15 protein-coding genes are annotated in these 17,046 nt (G+C 55.0%); all 15 read left to right on the top strand.

Features of this window, described 5'->3' with window-relative positions; genetic code table 11:
• The first annotated feature begins 12 nt into the window (after nucleotides 1–12).
• The 15 genes from IPM31_14010 to IPM31_13940 all read left to right on the top strand — a co-directional run bounded on the left by IPM31_14010 (nucleotide 13) and on the right by IPM31_13940 (nucleotide 16,995).
• Nucleotides 13–1,101: a carbohydrate kinase family protein gene (locus IPM31_14010; GenBank protein ID MBK9008093.1), complete on the top strand. Its 1,089-nt coding sequence runs from the start codon at nucleotides 13–15 to the stop codon at nucleotides 1,099–1,101.
• 108 nt (nucleotides 1,102–1,209) lie between these two features.
• Nucleotides 1,210–2,646 carry a trimethylamine methyltransferase family protein gene (locus IPM31_14005; protein ID MBK9008092.1) on the top strand — a complete coding sequence of 479 codons (1,437 nt, stop codon included), beginning with the start codon at nucleotides 1,210–1,212 and terminating at the stop codon, nucleotides 2,644–2,646.
• 80 nt (nucleotides 2,647–2,726) lie between these two features.
• Complete coding sequence (locus IPM31_14000; protein MBK9008091.1) at nucleotides 2,727–2,885, top strand: hypothetical protein; 159 nt, start codon at nucleotides 2,727–2,729, stop codon at nucleotides 2,883–2,885.
• Entirely contained in the window at nucleotides 2,882–3,640 is a 759-nt protein-coding gene (locus IPM31_13995; protein ID MBK9008090.1) for a hypothetical protein, read from the top strand. Before IPM31_14000 ends, IPM31_13995 begins: the two co-directional genes overlap by 4 nt.
• A gap of 98 nt (nucleotides 3,641–3,738) precedes the next feature.
• On the top strand, nucleotides 3,739–4,092 hold the full coding sequence (gene ndhC / locus IPM31_13990) for an NADH-quinone oxidoreductase subunit A (protein MBK9008089.1): 354 nt from the start codon (nucleotides 3,739–3,741) through the stop codon (nucleotides 4,090–4,092).
• Nucleotides 4,093–4,215: 123 nt separating this feature from the next.
• Nucleotides 4,216–5,406 carry an NADH-quinone oxidoreductase subunit H gene (locus IPM31_13985; GenBank protein MBK9008088.1) on the top strand — a complete coding sequence of 397 codons (1,191 nt, stop codon included), beginning with the start codon at nucleotides 4,216–4,218 and terminating at the stop codon, nucleotides 5,404–5,406.
• A 62-nt stretch (nucleotides 5,407–5,468) separates the two neighbouring features.
• Nucleotides 5,469–5,978, top strand: coding sequence for an NADH-quinone oxidoreductase subunit J (locus tag IPM31_13980; GenBank protein MBK9008087.1), 510 nt, complete (start codon nucleotides 5,469–5,471; stop codon nucleotides 5,976–5,978).
• A gap of 76 nt (nucleotides 5,979–6,054) precedes the next feature.
• On the top strand, nucleotides 6,055–6,363 hold the full coding sequence (gene nuoK, locus IPM31_13975; GenBank protein ID MBK9008086.1) for an NADH-quinone oxidoreductase subunit NuoK: 309 nt from the start codon (nucleotides 6,055–6,057) through the stop codon (nucleotides 6,361–6,363).
• A gap of 113 nt (nucleotides 6,364–6,476) precedes the next feature.
• Entirely contained in the window at nucleotides 6,477–8,615 is a 2,139-nt protein-coding gene (gene nuoL, locus IPM31_13970) for an NADH-quinone oxidoreductase subunit L (protein ID MBK9008085.1), read from the top strand.
• A 9-nt stretch (nucleotides 8,616–8,624) separates the two neighbouring features.
• A complete protein-coding gene (locus IPM31_13965) occupies nucleotides 8,625–10,148 on the top strand; it encodes an NADH-quinone oxidoreductase subunit M (protein MBK9008084.1) in 1,524 nt (507 codons plus the stop codon).
• A gap of 65 nt (nucleotides 10,149–10,213) precedes the next feature.
• A complete protein-coding gene (locus tag IPM31_13960) occupies nucleotides 10,214–11,725 on the top strand; it encodes an NADH-quinone oxidoreductase subunit M (GenBank protein MBK9008083.1) in 1,512 nt (503 codons plus the stop codon).
• Entirely contained in the window at nucleotides 11,725–13,179 is a 1,455-nt protein-coding gene (locus IPM31_13955; GenBank protein MBK9008082.1) for an NADH-quinone oxidoreductase subunit N, read from the top strand. The genes IPM31_13960 and IPM31_13955 overlap by 1 nt, the downstream gene beginning before the upstream one ends.
• 394 nt (nucleotides 13,180–13,573) lie before the next feature.
• A complete protein-coding gene (locus IPM31_13950; protein ID MBK9008081.1) occupies nucleotides 13,574–13,885 on the top strand; it encodes a hypothetical protein in 312 nt (103 codons plus the stop codon).
• A gap of 2 nt (nucleotides 13,886–13,887) precedes the next feature.
• Nucleotides 13,888–14,973, top strand: a complete 1,086-nt coding sequence (locus IPM31_13945) for a V-type ATPase subunit (GenBank protein MBK9008080.1) — start codon at nucleotides 13,888–13,890, stop codon at nucleotides 14,971–14,973.
• A 30-nt stretch (nucleotides 14,974–15,003) separates the two neighbouring features.
• On the top strand, nucleotides 15,004–16,995 hold the full coding sequence (locus IPM31_13940) for a hypothetical protein (GenBank protein ID MBK9008079.1): 1,992 nt from the start codon (nucleotides 15,004–15,006) through the stop codon (nucleotides 16,993–16,995).
• Nucleotides 16,996–17,046 lie beyond the last annotated feature (51 nt).

Below are 17,046 nucleotides of genomic sequence, written 5' to 3'. Positions count from 1 at the left end.
TATAATACCCCCATGCCAAAATCTTCCCCTGAATACGTCGGTTTTGGGATGCTGACGCCTGTTGAGATTATGGTGCTGGAGAAACTTCCTCGGCATAACACAGGCGCGATCGTGACTGAGGTCAACGAGTTTGTGTTTGATGACGCCGCGATCGTGGCGTGTTTACTTCGTCAATGGGACGTGTCCGCGGGGATGATCGGCACCGCCGTCGGCGACGATGAACGCGGGCGCGCGCTTGCCAAGCGATTGAAGGATTGGGGAGTGCAGGGCAAGGTGAGATTCACGAAGGAATACAAAACTCCGCTTGAGGTGAACGTCTCAGACCGCAAAGGCGCGCGGACGTACTTCTGGCAGCGCACGCCTCAAATCCTAGCGACGCTTGATTCTGCTGACCTCAAGTTGATCCGCGGCTCGAAAGTTTTATACGTCGACTGGTACGATGGCAACCACGTCATCCGCGCAATAGATGAAGCAAACCGACTCAAAGTCCCTGTGTTTGTAAATCTGGAGCACGGACATAAATACCCCGATGTTTTGAAAAAATATGCCGACCGCGCCATGTTCTGTCAGGCAGTGACCGATGCCGCGCAACTCGGCGGCAAGCGCGCGCTGATCGGCACGGCGCGCAAGTTATTGAAATCGGGAATTGAAACCGCCATCATCACCCTCGCCAAAGGCGGATGCCTCGTAGCGCGAGGAAATGAGATTGTCCGTGTGTTCGCTCCCCAAGTCAAAGCCGTGGACGCGTGCGGGGCGGGGGCGACATTTTCCGCAGGCTTTATTTATGGTTATCTCAAAAATTGGAACCTTGAACAGTCTGCGCGATTTGCGACAGCCGCCGCAACGTTAAAAGTCAAACGCGCGGGATTGCAAATGTTTTCGGTTGCTGAAATTTTTGAGCTGGCTAACACATTAAAGGTTGAGCATTGGGCGTTCAAGAATAACCGCTTCGAGATACTCGATAGAATTATGAATATCCCGCGTCAAGTAGCCGCGCAAGGCAAGCGCGCACAGGATAGAATTCTTCGTGAACTCAGGCTTCCTAAGAAAAACGCGTCTCATGTACAGCCGCACACGAAAGTGAAAAGGAAGACAGTTTAAGTGCGACCATAGACGTTAGACCATTAACCGTCGTCCATACCCCATGGTCTATCGTCTATTGACCATGGTCATTGAGCGTGTAACAACTTTATTGTCAAAGGACATTCCATGTCGTTCGCCGAACTTCTTACACAAGATCAAATTCAAAAAATTCACGACGCCTCGTTGGAGATTCTTCAAGAGACAGGCTTCAAAGTCCGCTATGTGCCTGCGCGGGAGTTGTTCGCCAAGCATGGATGTTCGGTGGACGGCGAGCGAGTCAAATTTCCGCGCGAGGTGATCGAGAAATACCGCAAGATGGCGCCGCCGTCGTTCACGTTCCATGCGCGTGACCCGAAATTTGACAAGACGATTCCGCGCGACAGCCCGGTCATCGTCACGGCGAGTTCGGCTCCCGATATCATTGACCCAGTTACAGGTCACGAACGACGCGCCGAGTCTGCGGATATTGCCCGCATCGCGCATCTCATCAATGAATTGCCAGGGTACGATATGTTTTCCATCTCCACGCTGGCAGACGACGCGCCGAAAGATCAATTCACCATCTCGCGTTTGTATCCTGCGTTGAAATATTGTCTCAAACCTATTCGCGCGACGACGACCGATCACAAAGATACGCTGGCGATGATGGAGATGGCGTACATCGTCGCGGGCGGGGAAGAGGCGTACAAGGAGCATCCGTTCCTCACGCACCATTATTGCCCGACTGTTTCGCCATTGACGATGGATGTGCTTTCCACTGAAAATGTAATGTACTTTGCGGGCGAGGGCTTGCCTGTGTATCCCACCATCGTCCCGAACGCGGGACTCACGTCACCCATGTCTATGGCGGGGACGTTGGTGCAAGGCAACGCGGAGTATCTCGCTACGGTCGCGTTGATGCAAATGGTGAAAGAAGGCACGCCGACAATTTATGCCACGCTCGCAACGGTCGCGGACATGCGCTCGGGCGCATACACATCAGGCGCAATTGAGTGCGGCATGTTGCACATGGCGTTTGCCCAACTCGCGCGTTTCTATAACGTGCCATGCGGCGGTTATGTCGGGCTGACAAATTCAAAATTGAATGATGCGCAATCGGGCTACGAAACTGGCATGTCTGGGATGGGTGGCATCGTCGGTGGCATGGACATGTTCAACATCGGCGGTTTGATCGATGCGTTGAAAACTTTTGATTTCGCCAAGGCTGTGATTGATGATGAAGTGGCTCAGATGTTGAAGCGCGTCAAACGCGGCATCTCGTTTAGCGATGAAGACCTCGCGGTTGACCTCATCAAAGAGATCGGTCCGGGCGGTTCGTATATTGTTGCCAAGCACACGATCAACCGCATGAAGACCGAAGCGGTGATGACAAAGATTGCCGACCGCGATGCGCGGACGGCTTGGGAAAGAAAAGGCGCGTTGGATATCCAAGCTCGGGCGATGAATAAAGTGAAAGAAATTATGTCGAAGAATCCTGAGCCGTTGATCTCGCCCGAAGTGGACGAAAAACTCCGCGCCGCGTTCCCCGGTCTGGTGGCGGGTGAGTTGGCGGCGATTCAATAGTAGCGCAACGATTTTCGTGATGCAGTTCAACTGCATCACGAACGGTGGCGCCGACTTAAGTCGGCGTTACGGAGAAAATCATGTCACGCAGAATCCGAATCTTATTGGGCGTCTTTCTTCTCGCGGTCTCGCTCTCGCTGTTGATCTGGGGATTCGCGCCGTCGCGCCGCGAGGTTCGGACGCAACCTATCGCGCCGAACGAAATGCAGTTACCGTATCTTTTTGAATCTATATCATGAAAACCTCCGCATTTTTTCCGCGCTTGTTATTGGTGTTGTCGATCGCGCTGACGGTTCTCGCCTGCGGGATTGCATCTTCGGCGGCGCCTGAAGCGCCGTCAACAACGGATCAACCGGCCGCCGAGGAAATTCCCCCGTCTCAATCTGTTTCGACGGCTTTGCCAAATACTGGCGGTGGCGATTCGATCAGCCCCACATCGCAACCGGCGATTCCCGAGCGGCGGCGCATCACGCTCGAATTTCCTCCGCAGATGCGCGCGGGAGATTCGGATATTGTCCGCCTCACGCTCGAGGTGGATGATCTCGGCAATATCACGCCGACTGCGGAGGTGGGAGGCAATGTCGTCACGGGTGAAACGGTCGAAATTCCTAACTTATATGAAACGCATAACGTGATCGCCGAAGCGCGATTCGATGTCGCCGGGATGCAAGTCTCGCCGCCTGGACTCACAAGCCAGCCTCTCGCGCAGGGTGAGTCCGTTTCATTTTTTTGGAGTGTTCGCCCAGATGGAGTCGGCGTCTATCGCGGGACGGTATGGCTGTATCTGCGCTTTGTAGAACGCTCAAGCGGCGAAGAAAGCCAGAAAGCCGTGTCAGCCCAACCCGTCGAGATCGAAGCGGTGAATTTCCTCGGTCTATCGGGCGACTTGGCGCGGTCGTTCGGAGTAGTTGGTTCCATCGCAGGCACCGTCATCGGTTTCCCGTTTTTCGAAGATGTCGTGAGGTTTTTCTTCCGCAGGCGAAGAAAAAAATAGGATGAAAATCACACCAGAATAAATACTCCGTCAATTTGGGTCGGAAATCCTTTATGGTACAATCTTGCCGCTCGTAAAAAAAATTCGCAGGAGATTTTATGAGTTCGTGGGTTTATGTGGGTCTGTTTTTACTTGTTGGGTTGATCATTCCCATCGGCGCCATCGGCGCGGCGTGGGTGTTGGCGCCGAAGAAACCGAACCCGATCAAGCAAACAACATACGAGTGCGGCATCGAAACGGTGGGCGATTCGTGGGTGCAGTTCAAAGCCCAGTATTATATTTTCGCGTTGGTTTTTTTGATCTTCGATGTGGAGACGGTCTTCCTCTTCCCGTGGGCGGTGAAACTTAATTCGCTCGGCATGTTCGCGGCGCTCGAAGGCATCCTCTTTATCCTCATCCTCATTGTCGGCTTGGCATACACATGGCGCAAAGGGATGCTGGAGTGGGTGTAATTTCCATAGGATCAATGAAAAAGGCTGAATTGGTTTAACCTGTTCAGCCTTTTCTTTGTCCATCGCCTGGCCCTTCTTCCACACAGAGAAGGGGCGGGGAGGATGGCAAATTCAGGAGCAATGATGGATTTTCTCAAAGACCCTCTCAAAGTTGCGGCAGATTGGTTGCTTGGGATTTTTGCGGGTTGGGGTATGCCTGAACTTTGGGCGAACGTCCTGGTCGGTTTCCTCGGCATTTTTATTCTGATCGCTCTGCTGATGGTGTTGGATATCGTCCTCGTGTGGATCGAGCGTAAGGTGGTCTCGCGCTTCCAATCCCGCATCGGACCGAATCGAGTCGGACCGTTTGGGCTGATCCAGCCGTTCGCCGATATTATCAAACTCCTCATTAAAGAAGACACCACCCCCGAAGGCGCGGACCGGGCGCTGTATAACCTCGCGCCGATCCTTTCGATGATGTCGGTGTTGATCCTGTGGGCGGTGGTGCCGCTGGCTCCCACCATCCTCGGCGTGGATTTGAACATCGGCGTGTTGTACATCATTGCGGCGGGCGCGATCGGCACGCTTTCGATCATCATGGCGGGCTGGTCTTCGAACAACAAGTATTCGCTCATCGGCGCGTTTCGCGAGGCGGCGGTGATGCTGTCGTTTGAGATCCCGATGCTGACGGTGATGCTCATCCCAACGATTTTCGCAGGCTCGATGGGCATCGGCGCGATCACGAACGCGCAAGACACGTGGAATTTTTTCCTTGCGCCTCTGGCGGCGGTCATCTTCCTCATCGCCGCGATCGCCGAACTCGGACGCTCCCCGTTCGACATGGGCGAAGCGGAATCGGAGTTGATCTCCGGCTATAACATCGAATATTCGGGCATGAAGTTCGGCATGTTCTACGCGGGCGAACTTTTGCACGCCTTCACGTTCGGCGGTTTTTGGGCGATCCTCTTCTTCGGCGGTTATCGCTTCTTCGGTTTGGAGCAGGTCAGCGCGTTCCTTGCCATCGCCATTCTTTTCTTCAAAGCGTTCATTGGCTATTGGATCATCATGTGGGTGAAGTACACACTGCTCCGCATCCGCATCGACCACATGCTTGCTTTTAATTGGAAGTTTCTCACGCCCGTCGCGTTTGTCCTTCTGATGACGACCGCCCTGATGAACGCGCTTCTTGCCGACGCCTCAAACTGGCTCTACATCGGGGGCATGTTCCTCTCGAACATCCTCGTCGCGTGGATCTCCCTCGAAGTTGCCCGCTCTGCCAGCCGAAGGGAGCGTGAAAGAATTGAGGGTACGCAAGTGGTTGACGCGCGCCAATAAAAAAGAATTCGCTAATTCTCCAAGGCTCATCGGGAGAATTAGCGAATTGGAGAATTACTTCAATGGCCATTGACCAAATCATCTTCCTCATCGTCGCCCTTGCGACACTGATCGCCGCGTTGCGCGTGGTGACGACGGGGAATCTCATCCATGCCGCGTTTTGGTTGATCGCCGCGTTGTTCGGCGTGGCGGCGATCTTTGCCATCCTGCATGCGAGTTTTCTCGCGGTGGTTCAAGTGGTGGTGTACATCGGCGCGATTTCGATCCTGTTTATCTTCGCGGTGATGCTCACGCGCAAGGATATGCGCGACCAGGGTCCGCAGTTGAATCGGAATTGGGGATTCGGCGCGTTGCTCGCGGCGCTCGCGTTTGGCGGGCTGGTCTTTCTCGTCCACGGTTGGAGCGGCGTCACGAAGACTGCGTCAGCCTTCCCGTCCGATTTTGACGCGGTGGGGGCGTTGGGCAACGCGCTGGTGTCGCCCGATGCGTACGTCCTGCCGTTTGAAGTCGCGTCCGTGTTGTTGGTTGCCGCGTTGATCGGCGCGGTGTACGTTGCGTACAATCGAAAATGATACAACGTCCCGCAGGTTTGAACGATGGCATTGATCGTTTGCAGAAACCTGCGGGACGGTTTTTCAAGGAGTTGGTATGGTTCCATTGTCATGGTATCTCATTTTTTCCGCCGCATTATTTAGCATTGGGTTGTTCGGCGTGTTGTCGCGTCGCAATCTGGTCGCCATTTTGCTTGGCATCGAATTGATGTTGAACTCGGTGAACGTGAACCTCGTCGCCTTCTGGCGTTACGGCGACGTGACGAATATTACCGGGCAGGTGTTCACCATCATCGTCTTCGCCGTCGCCGCCGCGGAAGTGTCGGTGGGTCTGGCGCTTGTAATTTCCGTTTACCGCAAACGCAACACGGTCATTGCGGATGAGATTGATATGTTGAAATTCTAGGGAATAGAGAATAGAGAATAGATGATTAGAGAGCAGATAACTACTTTCCACTTTCCACTCTCTACTCTCTAGTTTCCACTCTCTACTTTCCACGCTCTAGTTTTGGAGGCTTTGTGTCAACCGAAACCATCATCTGGCTTATTCCTCTCCCTCCCGCTCTCGCGTTCTTTTTGATTGTGTTATTCACAAATCGAAACAAGGCGCTCAGCCACACGATCGCTGTCGGCGCGGCTTTGCTTTCGTGGCTCGGAAGCATGATCGTCTTCACGCGCGCGCTGGGCGTGGAGCATTTGGGCGAGCATCCGTTTACATCCTCCATCAACTGGCTGGCGACGGGGGAGACATGGCTCAGGATCGGCGTTCTCGTTGACCCGCTCACCGCGTTGACATTGTTCTTCGTCGCCTGGACTGTGTTGATGATCTTCATTTATAGCATCGGCTATCACAACTTCGGTCAACCGCAGGGCGACCACGACCACAAGGGCTTGCCCCCGCACGGCGCGACGGTGGACGAACACGGGCACAAGCATGTTGTCGCGTCCGTCGAGCCGCTGTACTCGCGCTTCTTTGCCTTCATCGGCTTGTTCGCCTTCGGCATGTTCACGCTCGTGGTTTCCGACAACCTGCTCACGTTGTTCATCGGTTGGGAGATCATGGGCTTGTGTTCGTATTTGTTGATCGGCTTTTGGTATGGGAAGAAATCCGCCCGCGACGCGGCGGTCAAAGCCTTCATGACCACGCGCATCGGCGATGTGTTCATGTTGTTGGGCATTGCGTATCTCTATTCGGTCACCGGCACACTTTCGTTCCGTGAAATTTTTACAGAATCAACGTTACGCACCCTGCAACTCATTCCAAGCGGCGTGCTTGGTTTCTCCACCGCAGGCTTGATCGGATTACTGCTCTTCATCGGCACGGTCGGCAAATCCGCGCAGTTCCCGTTGCATGTGTGGTTGCCCGACGCGATGGAGGGACCGACTCCCGTCAGCGCGATGATCCATGCGGCGACGATGGTTTCAGCAGGCGTATACACGGTCATCCGCATGTTCCCGCTACTGAGTCTCGACTCGCAGACGATGTCCGTCGTCGCGTTCATCGGCGCGTTCACGGCGTTGTTCGCCGCCACGATCGCCCTCGCGCAAAACGACATCAAGCGCGTGCTGGCGTATTCCACCATCTCGCAACTTGGTTTCATGATCGCCGCGCTCGGCATCGGCGCGTACATTGCCGCCATCTTCCATCTCATCACGCACGCATTCTTCAAGGCGTTGCTCTTCCTCGGATCAGGCTCGGTCATCCACGGCATGGAGCATGGAGTCTTTCGCACGGGGAATCATAAAGTTGACCCTCAGGATATGTTCAACATGGGCGGCTTGAAAAGCAAAATGCCCATCACGTTTTGGACGTTTCTCATCGGCGGCTTTGCGCTTTCGGGTTTCCCGCTTGTCACCGCTGGCTTTTGGTCGAAGGATGAAATTCTTGCCGATGCGTTTGGTCACGGACACCTCTATATCTTTGCGACCCTCGCCGTCGCCGCATTCCTCACCGCCTTTTACACGATGCGCCAGATCACGCTGACCTTCCTCGGCGAACCGCGCACAGAAGAGGCGAATCACGCGCATGAGACTCCCTGGACGATGACGCTTCCGCTCGTCATCCTCTCGGTCTTAGCCATCGGGTATGGCTGGGTCGGCATCCCCGAAGATTTCCCCCTCCTCGGCGGACTCGTCCCGAACTGGATCCATGAATTCGCCGGCGGGACTCTCGCGCAACATCCCGAAGCGGGCGAATTCCATCCCGTCCCGTTGTTGACCTCGATCATCGTCGCCCTCGGCGGACTTGGTCTCGGCTACCTGATGTATCGCAACGTCAACTCGCCTGCCGAAGACAAACTACAACTTGGCTTCCTCAAGAATAAATATTACATGGATGAGATTTACAACGCGGTCTTCGTCAAGCCCGCGATCTGGTTCGCCGACAAGGTCGTCTACCAGATCATGGATAAAGGCTTCATTGACGGCATCCTGCATCTCTTCGGTCCGGGCACGCAAGGCATCGGCGACGGCATCCGCAATTACTTTGATCTGCCCTTCATCAACAGATTCTTCGGCGACGGCTCGGCAAACGTCACCTATTTCTCCGGCGAGAGATTGCGCGCCCTCCAAACGGGTCGCATCCAGCAATACCTCATGCTCGCGTTGATCCTCTTCCTCGCCGTCGGCGCGATTTTGTATTTCTTTGTGCTGGCTTAGGAACGAAACATGGATTTCATCTCAACCCACTTTCTCTCGCTTATCCTCTTCCTGCCCGCGCTGGCGGCGGTGTTCATGCTGTTCCTACCGAGCGGCGAAAATAAATTATTCCGCTGGTTTGCGTTGGTCGCCAGTCTGATCCCGTTTCTGTTGTCAGTCTCAATTTGGTTCCAATTCAAAGCCTCCGCGCCGGGCTTCCAATTTCAGGAACAATACGAATGGTACGAAGCGCTCGGCTCCACCCTCCACCTCGGCGTGGATGGTCTCTCGCTCACGATGGTCTTGCTCACCACGCTTCTCACGCCGCTCGCCATCCTCGCCTCGTTCAACATCACTGAAAAAGTGAAAGCCTACATGATGCTCTTCCTCTTTTTAGAGACCGGCATGTTGGGCGTCTTCATGTCGCTGGATTTGCTCGTCTTCTTCGTCTTCTGGGAAGTGGGACTCATCCCCATGTACTTCCTCATCAACCAGTGGGGGAGCGCGAACCGCAACTACGCCTCGATGAAATTCCTGATCTACACCATGGGCGGATCGCTCGGACTCCTGCTCGCGATTCAACTCCTCGGCGTTCTGTTCGGGACGTACGACCTGCTCGCCCTCACCCAGCGTTGGACCTCCCTTCAACCTGATTCGACCCTGCTCGGCATGAGCGTGTCGCAAGTAAAGGCTATCGCCTTCTGGGCGTTTGCGATTGCCTTCGCCATCAAGGTCCCGATCTGGCCCTTCCACACCTGGCTCCCCGACGCGCACACCGAAGCCCCGACGGCAGGTTCGATGATCCTCGCCGGAGTCCTGCTCAAGCTCGGCGCGTATGGATTCTTGCGACTCATCCTCCCGCTCTATCCCGTCGAAGCGCGATATTTCGCCGGGGCGCTGGCTTTCCTTGCCACCGCCGCGATCGTCTTCGGCGCCTTGGCGTCCTTCGCCCAAACTGACTTCAAGCGGCTGGTCGCGTACTCGTCCGTGAATCACATGGGGTTTGTGGTGCTCGGAATTGCCGCGGCAGGCCTCGCGTCCGGAACGCCCGACGCGACGATCGCGTTGAACGGCGCCATCTTGCAAATGTTCAATCATGGATTGTCCGCCGCCGGCATGTTCTTCCTCGTCGGCGTCATCTACGAACGGACTCACACGCGCAACCTCGAAGAGTACGGCGGATTGTTCGCGCTCGTCCCGGTCTACGGCGGCATCTTGGTCTTCACCAGCATGGCGTCGCTCGGTTTGCCCGGACTCAACGGCTTCATTTCCGAATTTCTCGTCGTGCGCGGATCGTGGCACATCCTCACAGCGTACACGGTCGTCTCGATGCTGGGATTGTTTTTCACGGGCGCGTACATTCTGAAAGCGCTCAAAAAAGTTTTGCACGGACCCTTGAACGAACATTGGTCGCATGGCGAGCATAAACTAACCGAGATCAACACGCGCGAGATTTTGGTCATGGCTCCGCTCATGCTTTTGATGTTATGGATCGGCGTCTACCCCGCGTGGATCCTAGACGTGATCAACAAAGCGGTTATGATGCTTTTCTAAAGAGGCAATTCCAATTCTCTATTTCTCTACTCTCTACTCTCTACTCTCTGCTTATCAGAGGCTATATGACCTTCCCCGTCCTAAGTATCATCACCTTCACCCCTCTTGTTGCGGCGCTGATCATCCTGTTGATTCCCGCCAACCGCAAGAATGAAACGCGCGCGGTTGCGTTGGCTTCGGCGGCGTTCGCGCTTGTTCTGTCCTTGTGGGTCTACTTCAACTACGACCAAACAACCGCAGGGTATCAATTCATCGAAAACTATGACTGGCTTCCCGCCCTGGGCATCAGCCTGCACTTCGGCGTGGACGGAATCAGCGCGCCGCTGGTCCTGCTGACCGGCGTGGTCATGTTCACCGGCGTGCTGATCTCATGGGGCGACGATCACCCGCATGTGATGGCTGGCATTCAAGACCGCCCGCGCGAATTCTTCGCCTTCCTGTTCATCCTGGCGTGGGGCGTGCTCGGCGTGTTCGTCTCGCTCGACCTCTTCATGCTGATCTTCTTCTATGAGATCGCCGTCTTCCCGATGTACCTGCTCATCGTCATCTGGGGCTGGAACGTCACGCGCGAATATGCCGCGATGAAGTTAACGTTATATTTGTTGATCGGCTCGGTTGTATCCCTGGTCGGCGCGCTGGCAATGTACATGGCGCAATATCAAAATACCGGCGTGTTGACCTTCAACATGATAACAATGGAAAGCGCGGGCTTCTCCTCCTCGTTCCAGATCGTTTGGTTCCTCCCGGTGTTTCTCGGCTTCGCAGTGTTGGGCGGCATTTGGCCCTTCCACAACTGGTCGCCGGACGGGCACGTTGCCGCGCCGACCGCCGTTTCGATGTTCCATGCCGGCGTGTTGATGAAACTCGGCGCCTTCGCCGCGTTGCGCGTGGGCATCATGTTACTGCCCGAAGGCGCGCAATACTGGCAATGGCTCATCATGGCGTTTGCCGCCATCGCGGTCGTCTACGGGGCATACATCGCCTTCGTGCAAATGGACTTCAAATACATGGTCGGCTTTTCATCCGTTTCGCACATGGGACTCGTGATGCTCGGATTCTCCACGCTCAACGCCGACGGTCTGCTTGGTTCGGGTTTGCAAATGTTTTCGCACGGGGCGATGACCGCGCTCTTCTTCGCCGTCGTCGGCATGATCTACGACCGGGCGCACACGCGCCAAATTCCCGAGTTGGGAGGCATGAGCAAAGCGATGCCGTTCGCCACAGTCGGGTTCATCATTGGCGGTTTGGTTTCGATGGGTATGCCGCTGTTCTCAGGTTTCATTGCCGAATTCCCGATATTCATGGGCGTCTGGCAGGTGCATTGGCTTGTGGCTGTGGTTTGCAGTATCTCCATCGTCATCACTGCCGCCTACATCATGCGCAATATCCGTCAAGTCTTCTTCGGGACTATGCCGGAGAAACTCGAAGGTCACATCGCAGACATTACCGTGTTAGACAAAGTTGCCATTGCAACGTTGTGTATTTTCATGATCGTGATCGGCGTCTATCCAAAATTCATGGCTCCAATGGTGCAGACCGGCGTTGATTATGTCCTGCGCCTGCTGGGAGGTTCGTAATGTTTTCGTCAACCATGTTCGCATCCATCCTCCCTGAAATTTTGATCCTCCTTTTGGGGATGCTTGTCCTCATCGTCGAGCCGTTTTGGAAGGAAGAGAAGCGCCGCAACGTGGGCTGGCTCACCGCCGGCGGATTGTTCGCCGCGATGCTCGTCAGTTTCCTTGCCGGTCAACCTGGCGAGCCGACCTCCGCGCTGGGCGGCATGATCCGCTTTGACTGGCTCGGCTTCTTCTTCAAGATGCTCTTCATGTTTGCCGGCGCGGCAACCGCGCTCTTGATGATGGATCACGAACGCCTCGGCAAACGCGGCGAGGCGTATCTCCTGCTCCTCGCTTCGCTCATCGGGATGAACTTGATGGCGGTCTCGTCGGACCTCGTCATGCTTTTCCTCGCGATCGAGACCGCCTCCATTCCTCTCTACGTGCTGGCTGGATTCATGTTGGGAGACGACAAATCCACCGAAGCCGGGTTCAAATACCTGCTCTTCGGCATTCTCACAACCACCATCATGCTCTACGGGTTCAGCCTCGTCTTCGGCTTCTCCGGCACAACAGACATCTACCGATTGGCGGAAATGTTCCGCGTTGGCGCGATCGCTCCGCTTGCGGCGTTCGGCATCCTGGCATTGATCCTTGTCGGCATCGGCTTCAAGGTCGCATTCGTCCCTTTCCAATTTTGGGCGCCGGATGTGTACGAAGGCTCGCCCACCCCGGTCGCTGGATTTTTATCCACCGCCTCGAAAGCCGCTGGCTATGCGGTTTTGTTGCGCCTGTTCTTCATCGCTTTCCCTGAGCCCAGCCTCTCAACATCATGGACAACAACTCTGGCGATCGTCGCCGCCATTTCCATGATCGTTGGCAACCTGCTTGCGCTGCCGCAAACCAACATCAAGCGCCTGCTGGCGTATTCCTCCATTGCGCACACAGGTTATACATTGATCGGCGTGGTCGCGCTCACGCAGTTGGGCGCGGCGAGCGTGGTGTTTTATCTGGCGGCGTATATCCTCACGAACCTGCTCGCCTTCGGCATTGCAATGGCATTCAGCAAAGTGACCGGTTTGGAAAATATTCAAGACTATGCCGGTATGAGTCGTCGCTCGCCGTGGCTGGGACTCATGATGCTGACCGCCTTCCTCTCGCTTACAGGCATGCCTCCGTTCGGCGGGTTTGTTGCGAAGGTGGTTGTCTTTGCGGCGGGCATTCAAGCCGGTTACGTCTGGCTTGTCGTCATCGGCGTGATCACATCGGTCATCGGCGCGTACTATTATTTGAACGCGCTCAAGTTCGTGTACCTCTACCGAATGCCGAATCAAGATGAAGAGAATCATCCAATCCCGCTTTCGCGCCCATACGCCATCGCGCTTGTGGCGTTGACCCTCGGCGTCATCCTCATCGGGACGATCTTCGCGCCATGGTTCGGCTGGTCCGATGCGGGCGCGTTGAATTTGTTTTGAATCGTGCCGCAAAGTTCACTTCGCGTTTTCGCCATCTAGAAACCTGCGGGACGGCGCGTAACATCCGTTGATAACTTCCCGTAGGTTCGTTCGCAGTTGCACTGCGAACGGGATGCACGATTTGCCAAGCAAATCGAACTGCATCCCCAACAGGGAATTTATATTTTTACGAACCCCCACCCTGCGGAGCGCTCCGCAGGGTGGGGGGCAGGCTGAAATTGGGAGAGAAGCGAGCGGTCGAATCGATTGACAATTCGTAGAACGTCCCGTTATAATTGTGCATAATAGCACAATCAGAACCTGAATTGTCAAGTTGTTGCGCAAGCCTTGATGATGAAGGTTTTATCCTTTACAATTGCGAACCGATGCAAGTATCTTAGCGAGGTGAAAACCGATGAACGAAAAGAATATCCGACAAGTGCTGGAGATCGAAAAACAAGCCGCGGAGTTGCAGGAAAAAGCGAAGCGCGACGCGCAGGAAATCCCAGTGCGCGCCGAGCAGGAAGCGCAAGCCTTGCTTGCCCGCGCCCGCGCCGAAGCGCAAGACGAGGCTCGCCGCATTGTGGCGGAAGCGCAATCGGAAGATAAGTCGAAGGATGTGCTTGCTTCTGTGGACGCCAAGAATAGCGAGTTCGAAGCGCAGTCGAAAAAGAATTTCGATAAAGCCGTTGCCTACGTGTTGGACCGCGTGCTCGGTAAGGCGTAATCATGGCGAGCGGCGTTACCGGCTACGCGGCAATTAGCACGAAAGTGCGGGCGATGTATTCCAATTTGCTGACCCCGCAGGATATTTCTCGTTTAAGCGATTCCCCCGATTTTCCCTCTTTAATCAGCGCGCTGAAAAATACCCAATATGGACCTTACCTCGCCACGTTGAAAGATAACGAGTTGACGCCGCGCCGTGCCATCCAGCAATTGAGGCGGCGGCTGGCTGATTCATACTCCAGCGTCGCGCAGATGTCGCCCGAGCAGACTCGTTCTCTGATCAAGCAATTGTTTCGCTATTTCGAGTTGGGTAATTTGAAGGCGGTCTTGCGGAGCATCCAAACGGTGTCGGCGTGGAATCCCGATATTGCGCCGTGGGATCGCGTGCACGAAGTGTTATTCCCGTTCGGCTCATTTTCCAGCCTGCCCGCGCAAGCCATGGTGGAGGCGGGGAATGTTCCCGCCGCGGTGGAATTGCTGAAAGGCACGCCGTATGAATCGACGATGTCCTTCGCCATGAAGCGTTTCTCTGCCGAGCAGAATCTGTTTCCGCTCGAGGTGGCGCTCGACCTGGATTACTGGCGGCGCTTGTGGGCGGAGGCGAAGAAACTCAGCGGGCAAGACCGCGAATCGGCGACCAAGATCATCGGCGCCTTGCTTGATATGAATAATTTGATGTGGGCGATTCGGTATCGCGTGTATCACAAGCTTTCAGAGGAAGAGATCATCAACTATACACTGCCGTTCGGTTTCCGCGTGCGCGATGAAGACGTGCGCGCGATTGCGGCGGGCGGGGATATTGCCGCGATCGTTTCGCGCGCCTTTCCCGCGATCGCGGAGGTGAACACGCTTCTGGAGAACCCTCAAACTGGTTTGCCCAAACTGGAGGTTTTGCTCAAGCGTCAGGTGATTCGACAGTGCACCGCCGCGTTCATCGGCAATCCCTTCCACATCGGGCTTCCGCTTGCGTTCCTCATCCTAAGCGACCTTGAGATCCAGGATTTGGTTGTGCTGATCGAAGCGAAATCCTCCGAAGTGCAAGATGATGATTTCCGTTCCGTGTTATTGAAGACCAGCCTGTTGAATTGATGCGTTTGAAATTTTGCACATGGAGATGACATGTTTTTTCCAAGAGAAATGACCGAAGTTGAGTTGATCATCCCCTCCAAAGACCTCGTGGCGGTGACGAAGGTGTTGAGCGGGAGGGGCGTGTTCCATCAGGTGGATAGCGCCTACCTGGGTTTGGAAAGCCTCGGACCCAGCACATGGCAGGACAAAGCCGCGAATTATTCCACGCTCGAACGCCGCATCCAGTCCATCATGCAGACGTTGGGGCTGGCTGAGGAGCAGAAAGGCTCCACCGAGTTCGATATTGTGGATGCCGAATCCGTTCGCCCGGCGGTGGATCGGATCGAGGGCGATGTCAAAGGCGTCGGCGACCAGCTTGGCGTCGAGAAGAAACGGCTTGAATCGCTCGAAGCGCAGTTGAAGCAACTCGAACCGATCGCGCATTTGAATTTCGAGGTCGGCTCCCTGCGCAAATCGGATCATGTGCATTCCATCCTTGGCGTAATGAAAGCGGATACCAAGGTGATCGAACGTCTCGACAGCATCCGCGTGCCGCATGTGTTGTTCGAATTGAAACGCGACGCGAAAGATGCGGTGGTGTGGCTGCTCGGCTCCAAGAATAATTCCGATGAACTCGAACGCGCCGCAAAAAGCGCCTTTTTGAATCCGCTCACCCTGCCGGAGGAATTCAGCGGCACGCCCCAGCAAGTGGTGGAAAAAACTCGCAAAGCCATCGAGGAGTCGAAGCAGAAGATCTTCGAGTTCGAATCCCAGTTGGGTAAGTTGGGCGGCGTTCACAAGGTTGAGTTACAAAAACTGTGGTGGGACGCGCATGTCAGCCGTTTGATGGCGGACGCGATCGCGCGTTTCGGTCAATTGCGGCACACGTACGTGGTGGTGGGTTGGGTTCCCGCCGCCGATATGCCCCTGCTCACCGAGAAACTGAAGCAGGCTTCGAAGGAAATCTTGATTGAAGCCATTCCGACCGAGCGTTCGGGTCATCACGACAATGTGCCTGTCGCTTTGTTGAACAACAAATGGCTCAAGCCGATTCAGGAATTGGTCACCACGTATGGTCGCCCGTCATACGGCGAACTCGACCCGACCATTCTGGTCGCGTTGACCTTCCCGATTTTGTACGGCGCGATGTTCGGCGACTTGGGACAGGGTCTGGTGATGATGCTGGTCGGGTTTCTCTCGCACAAAAAGATTTTCATGAAGGGCTTGTCCAGTTTGGGCTTGCTCCTCGTGTATTGCGGTTTCTTCGCCTCGATTTTCGGCGCCCTGTATGGGAGTATCTTCGGCTTTGAGGGTCATTTGATCGAAGAATACCTTCACTTCCACTTTGAACCTCTTTGGCTCAGCCCCCTTGAGAACATCCTCACCATTCTAGGCTTTGCCATCGATGCGGGTATCGTGATCCTGCTCTTTAGCTACCTGTTGAGTTTGTTCAACATGGCGCGCGCGCGCGATTGGGCGCATTTCTGGTTCGGACACACCGGCGTGGTGGCGATCGTTTTTTACTTCTGCTTCCTCACGATCCTGAACGGACTTTTGGGAACCACGCCGATTGCTCCGAAAATTGCGGCGGCGATCAGCACATTGCCTTTACCGTTCAATATCCTCACGCCCATTTTTGCGTTCGGCGTGATGTTCAATGGTTTGTTCCGCAACATTGCGGAAGGACATCGTCCGTTGATCGAAGGCGGAGTTGTGATGTACCTCGTGACGGCGTTCATGGATTTGTTCGAGTCCGTGATCAGCATGTTGAGCAATACGCTGTCGTTCGTCCGCGTGGGCGCGTTTGCGGTGGCGCATGGCGGTTTGAGCCTCGCGTTCTTCTCGCTGGCGGGCGAAGAGCCAACCATCGGATTCTGGATCACCCTGCTGATCGGCAACATCTTTATTATCGGCTTCGAAGGTCTGATCGTGTACATCCAGACCATGCGTTTGCACTACTATGAAATTTTGGGCAAGTTCTTCCACGGCGGAGGCATGCGCTTCGAGCCGTTGCGGCTGAACTCCTCACAAGAGGAGGCGTGAGCCCGGAGAAAGAAGCAATTAATAATACAATCTTGAACGCGCGCGACAAAT

The organism is Candidatus Defluviilinea gracilis (assembly GCA_016716235.1).
Lineage (GTDB): Bacteria > Chloroflexota > Anaerolineae > Anaerolineales > Villigracilaceae > Defluviilinea > Defluviilinea gracilis.
Note: the sequence above shows the minus strand (reverse complement) of the source record. Positions and strands in the feature narration are given on the sequence as shown.

Coding starts and splice junctions, on each gene's coding strand:
- ndhC (MBK9008089.1), top strand. CDS start 3,739: ATGAGTTCGTGGGTTTATGTGGGTCTGTTTTTACTTGTTGGGTTGATC.
- nuoK (MBK9008086.1), top strand. CDS start 6,055: ATGGTTCCATTGTCATGGTATCTCATTTTTTCCGCCGCATTATTTAGC.
- IPM31_13960 (MBK9008083.1), top strand. CDS start 10,214: ATGACCTTCCCCGTCCTAAGTATCATCACCTTCACCCCTCTTGTTGCG.
- IPM31_13950 (MBK9008081.1), top strand. CDS start 13,574: ATGAACGAAAAGAATATCCGACAAGTGCTGGAGATCGAAAAACAAGCC.
- IPM31_14000 (MBK9008091.1), top strand. CDS start 2,727: ATGTCACGCAGAATCCGAATCTTATTGGGCGTCTTTCTTCTCGCGGTC.
- IPM31_13995 (MBK9008090.1), top strand. CDS start 2,882: ATGAAAACCTCCGCATTTTTTCCGCGCTTGTTATTGGTGTTGTCGATC.
- IPM31_14005 (MBK9008092.1), top strand. CDS start 1,210: ATGTCGTTCGCCGAACTTCTTACACAAGATCAAATTCAAAAAATTCAC.
- IPM31_13965 (MBK9008084.1), top strand. CDS start 8,625: ATGGATTTCATCTCAACCCACTTTCTCTCGCTTATCCTCTTCCTGCCC.
- IPM31_13985 (MBK9008088.1), top strand. CDS start 4,216: ATGGATTTTCTCAAAGACCCTCTCAAAGTTGCGGCAGATTGGTTGCTT.
- IPM31_13955 (MBK9008082.1), top strand. CDS start 11,725: ATGTTTTCGTCAACCATGTTCGCATCCATCCTCCCTGAAATTTTGATC.
- IPM31_13945 (MBK9008080.1), top strand. CDS start 13,888: ATGGCGAGCGGCGTTACCGGCTACGCGGCAATTAGCACGAAAGTGCGG.
- IPM31_13980 (MBK9008087.1), top strand. CDS start 5,469: ATGGCCATTGACCAAATCATCTTCCTCATCGTCGCCCTTGCGACACTG.
- IPM31_14010 (MBK9008093.1), top strand. CDS start 13: ATGCCAAAATCTTCCCCTGAATACGTCGGTTTTGGGATGCTGACGCCT.
- IPM31_13940 (MBK9008079.1), top strand. CDS start 15,004: ATGTTTTTTCCAAGAGAAATGACCGAAGTTGAGTTGATCATCCCCTCC.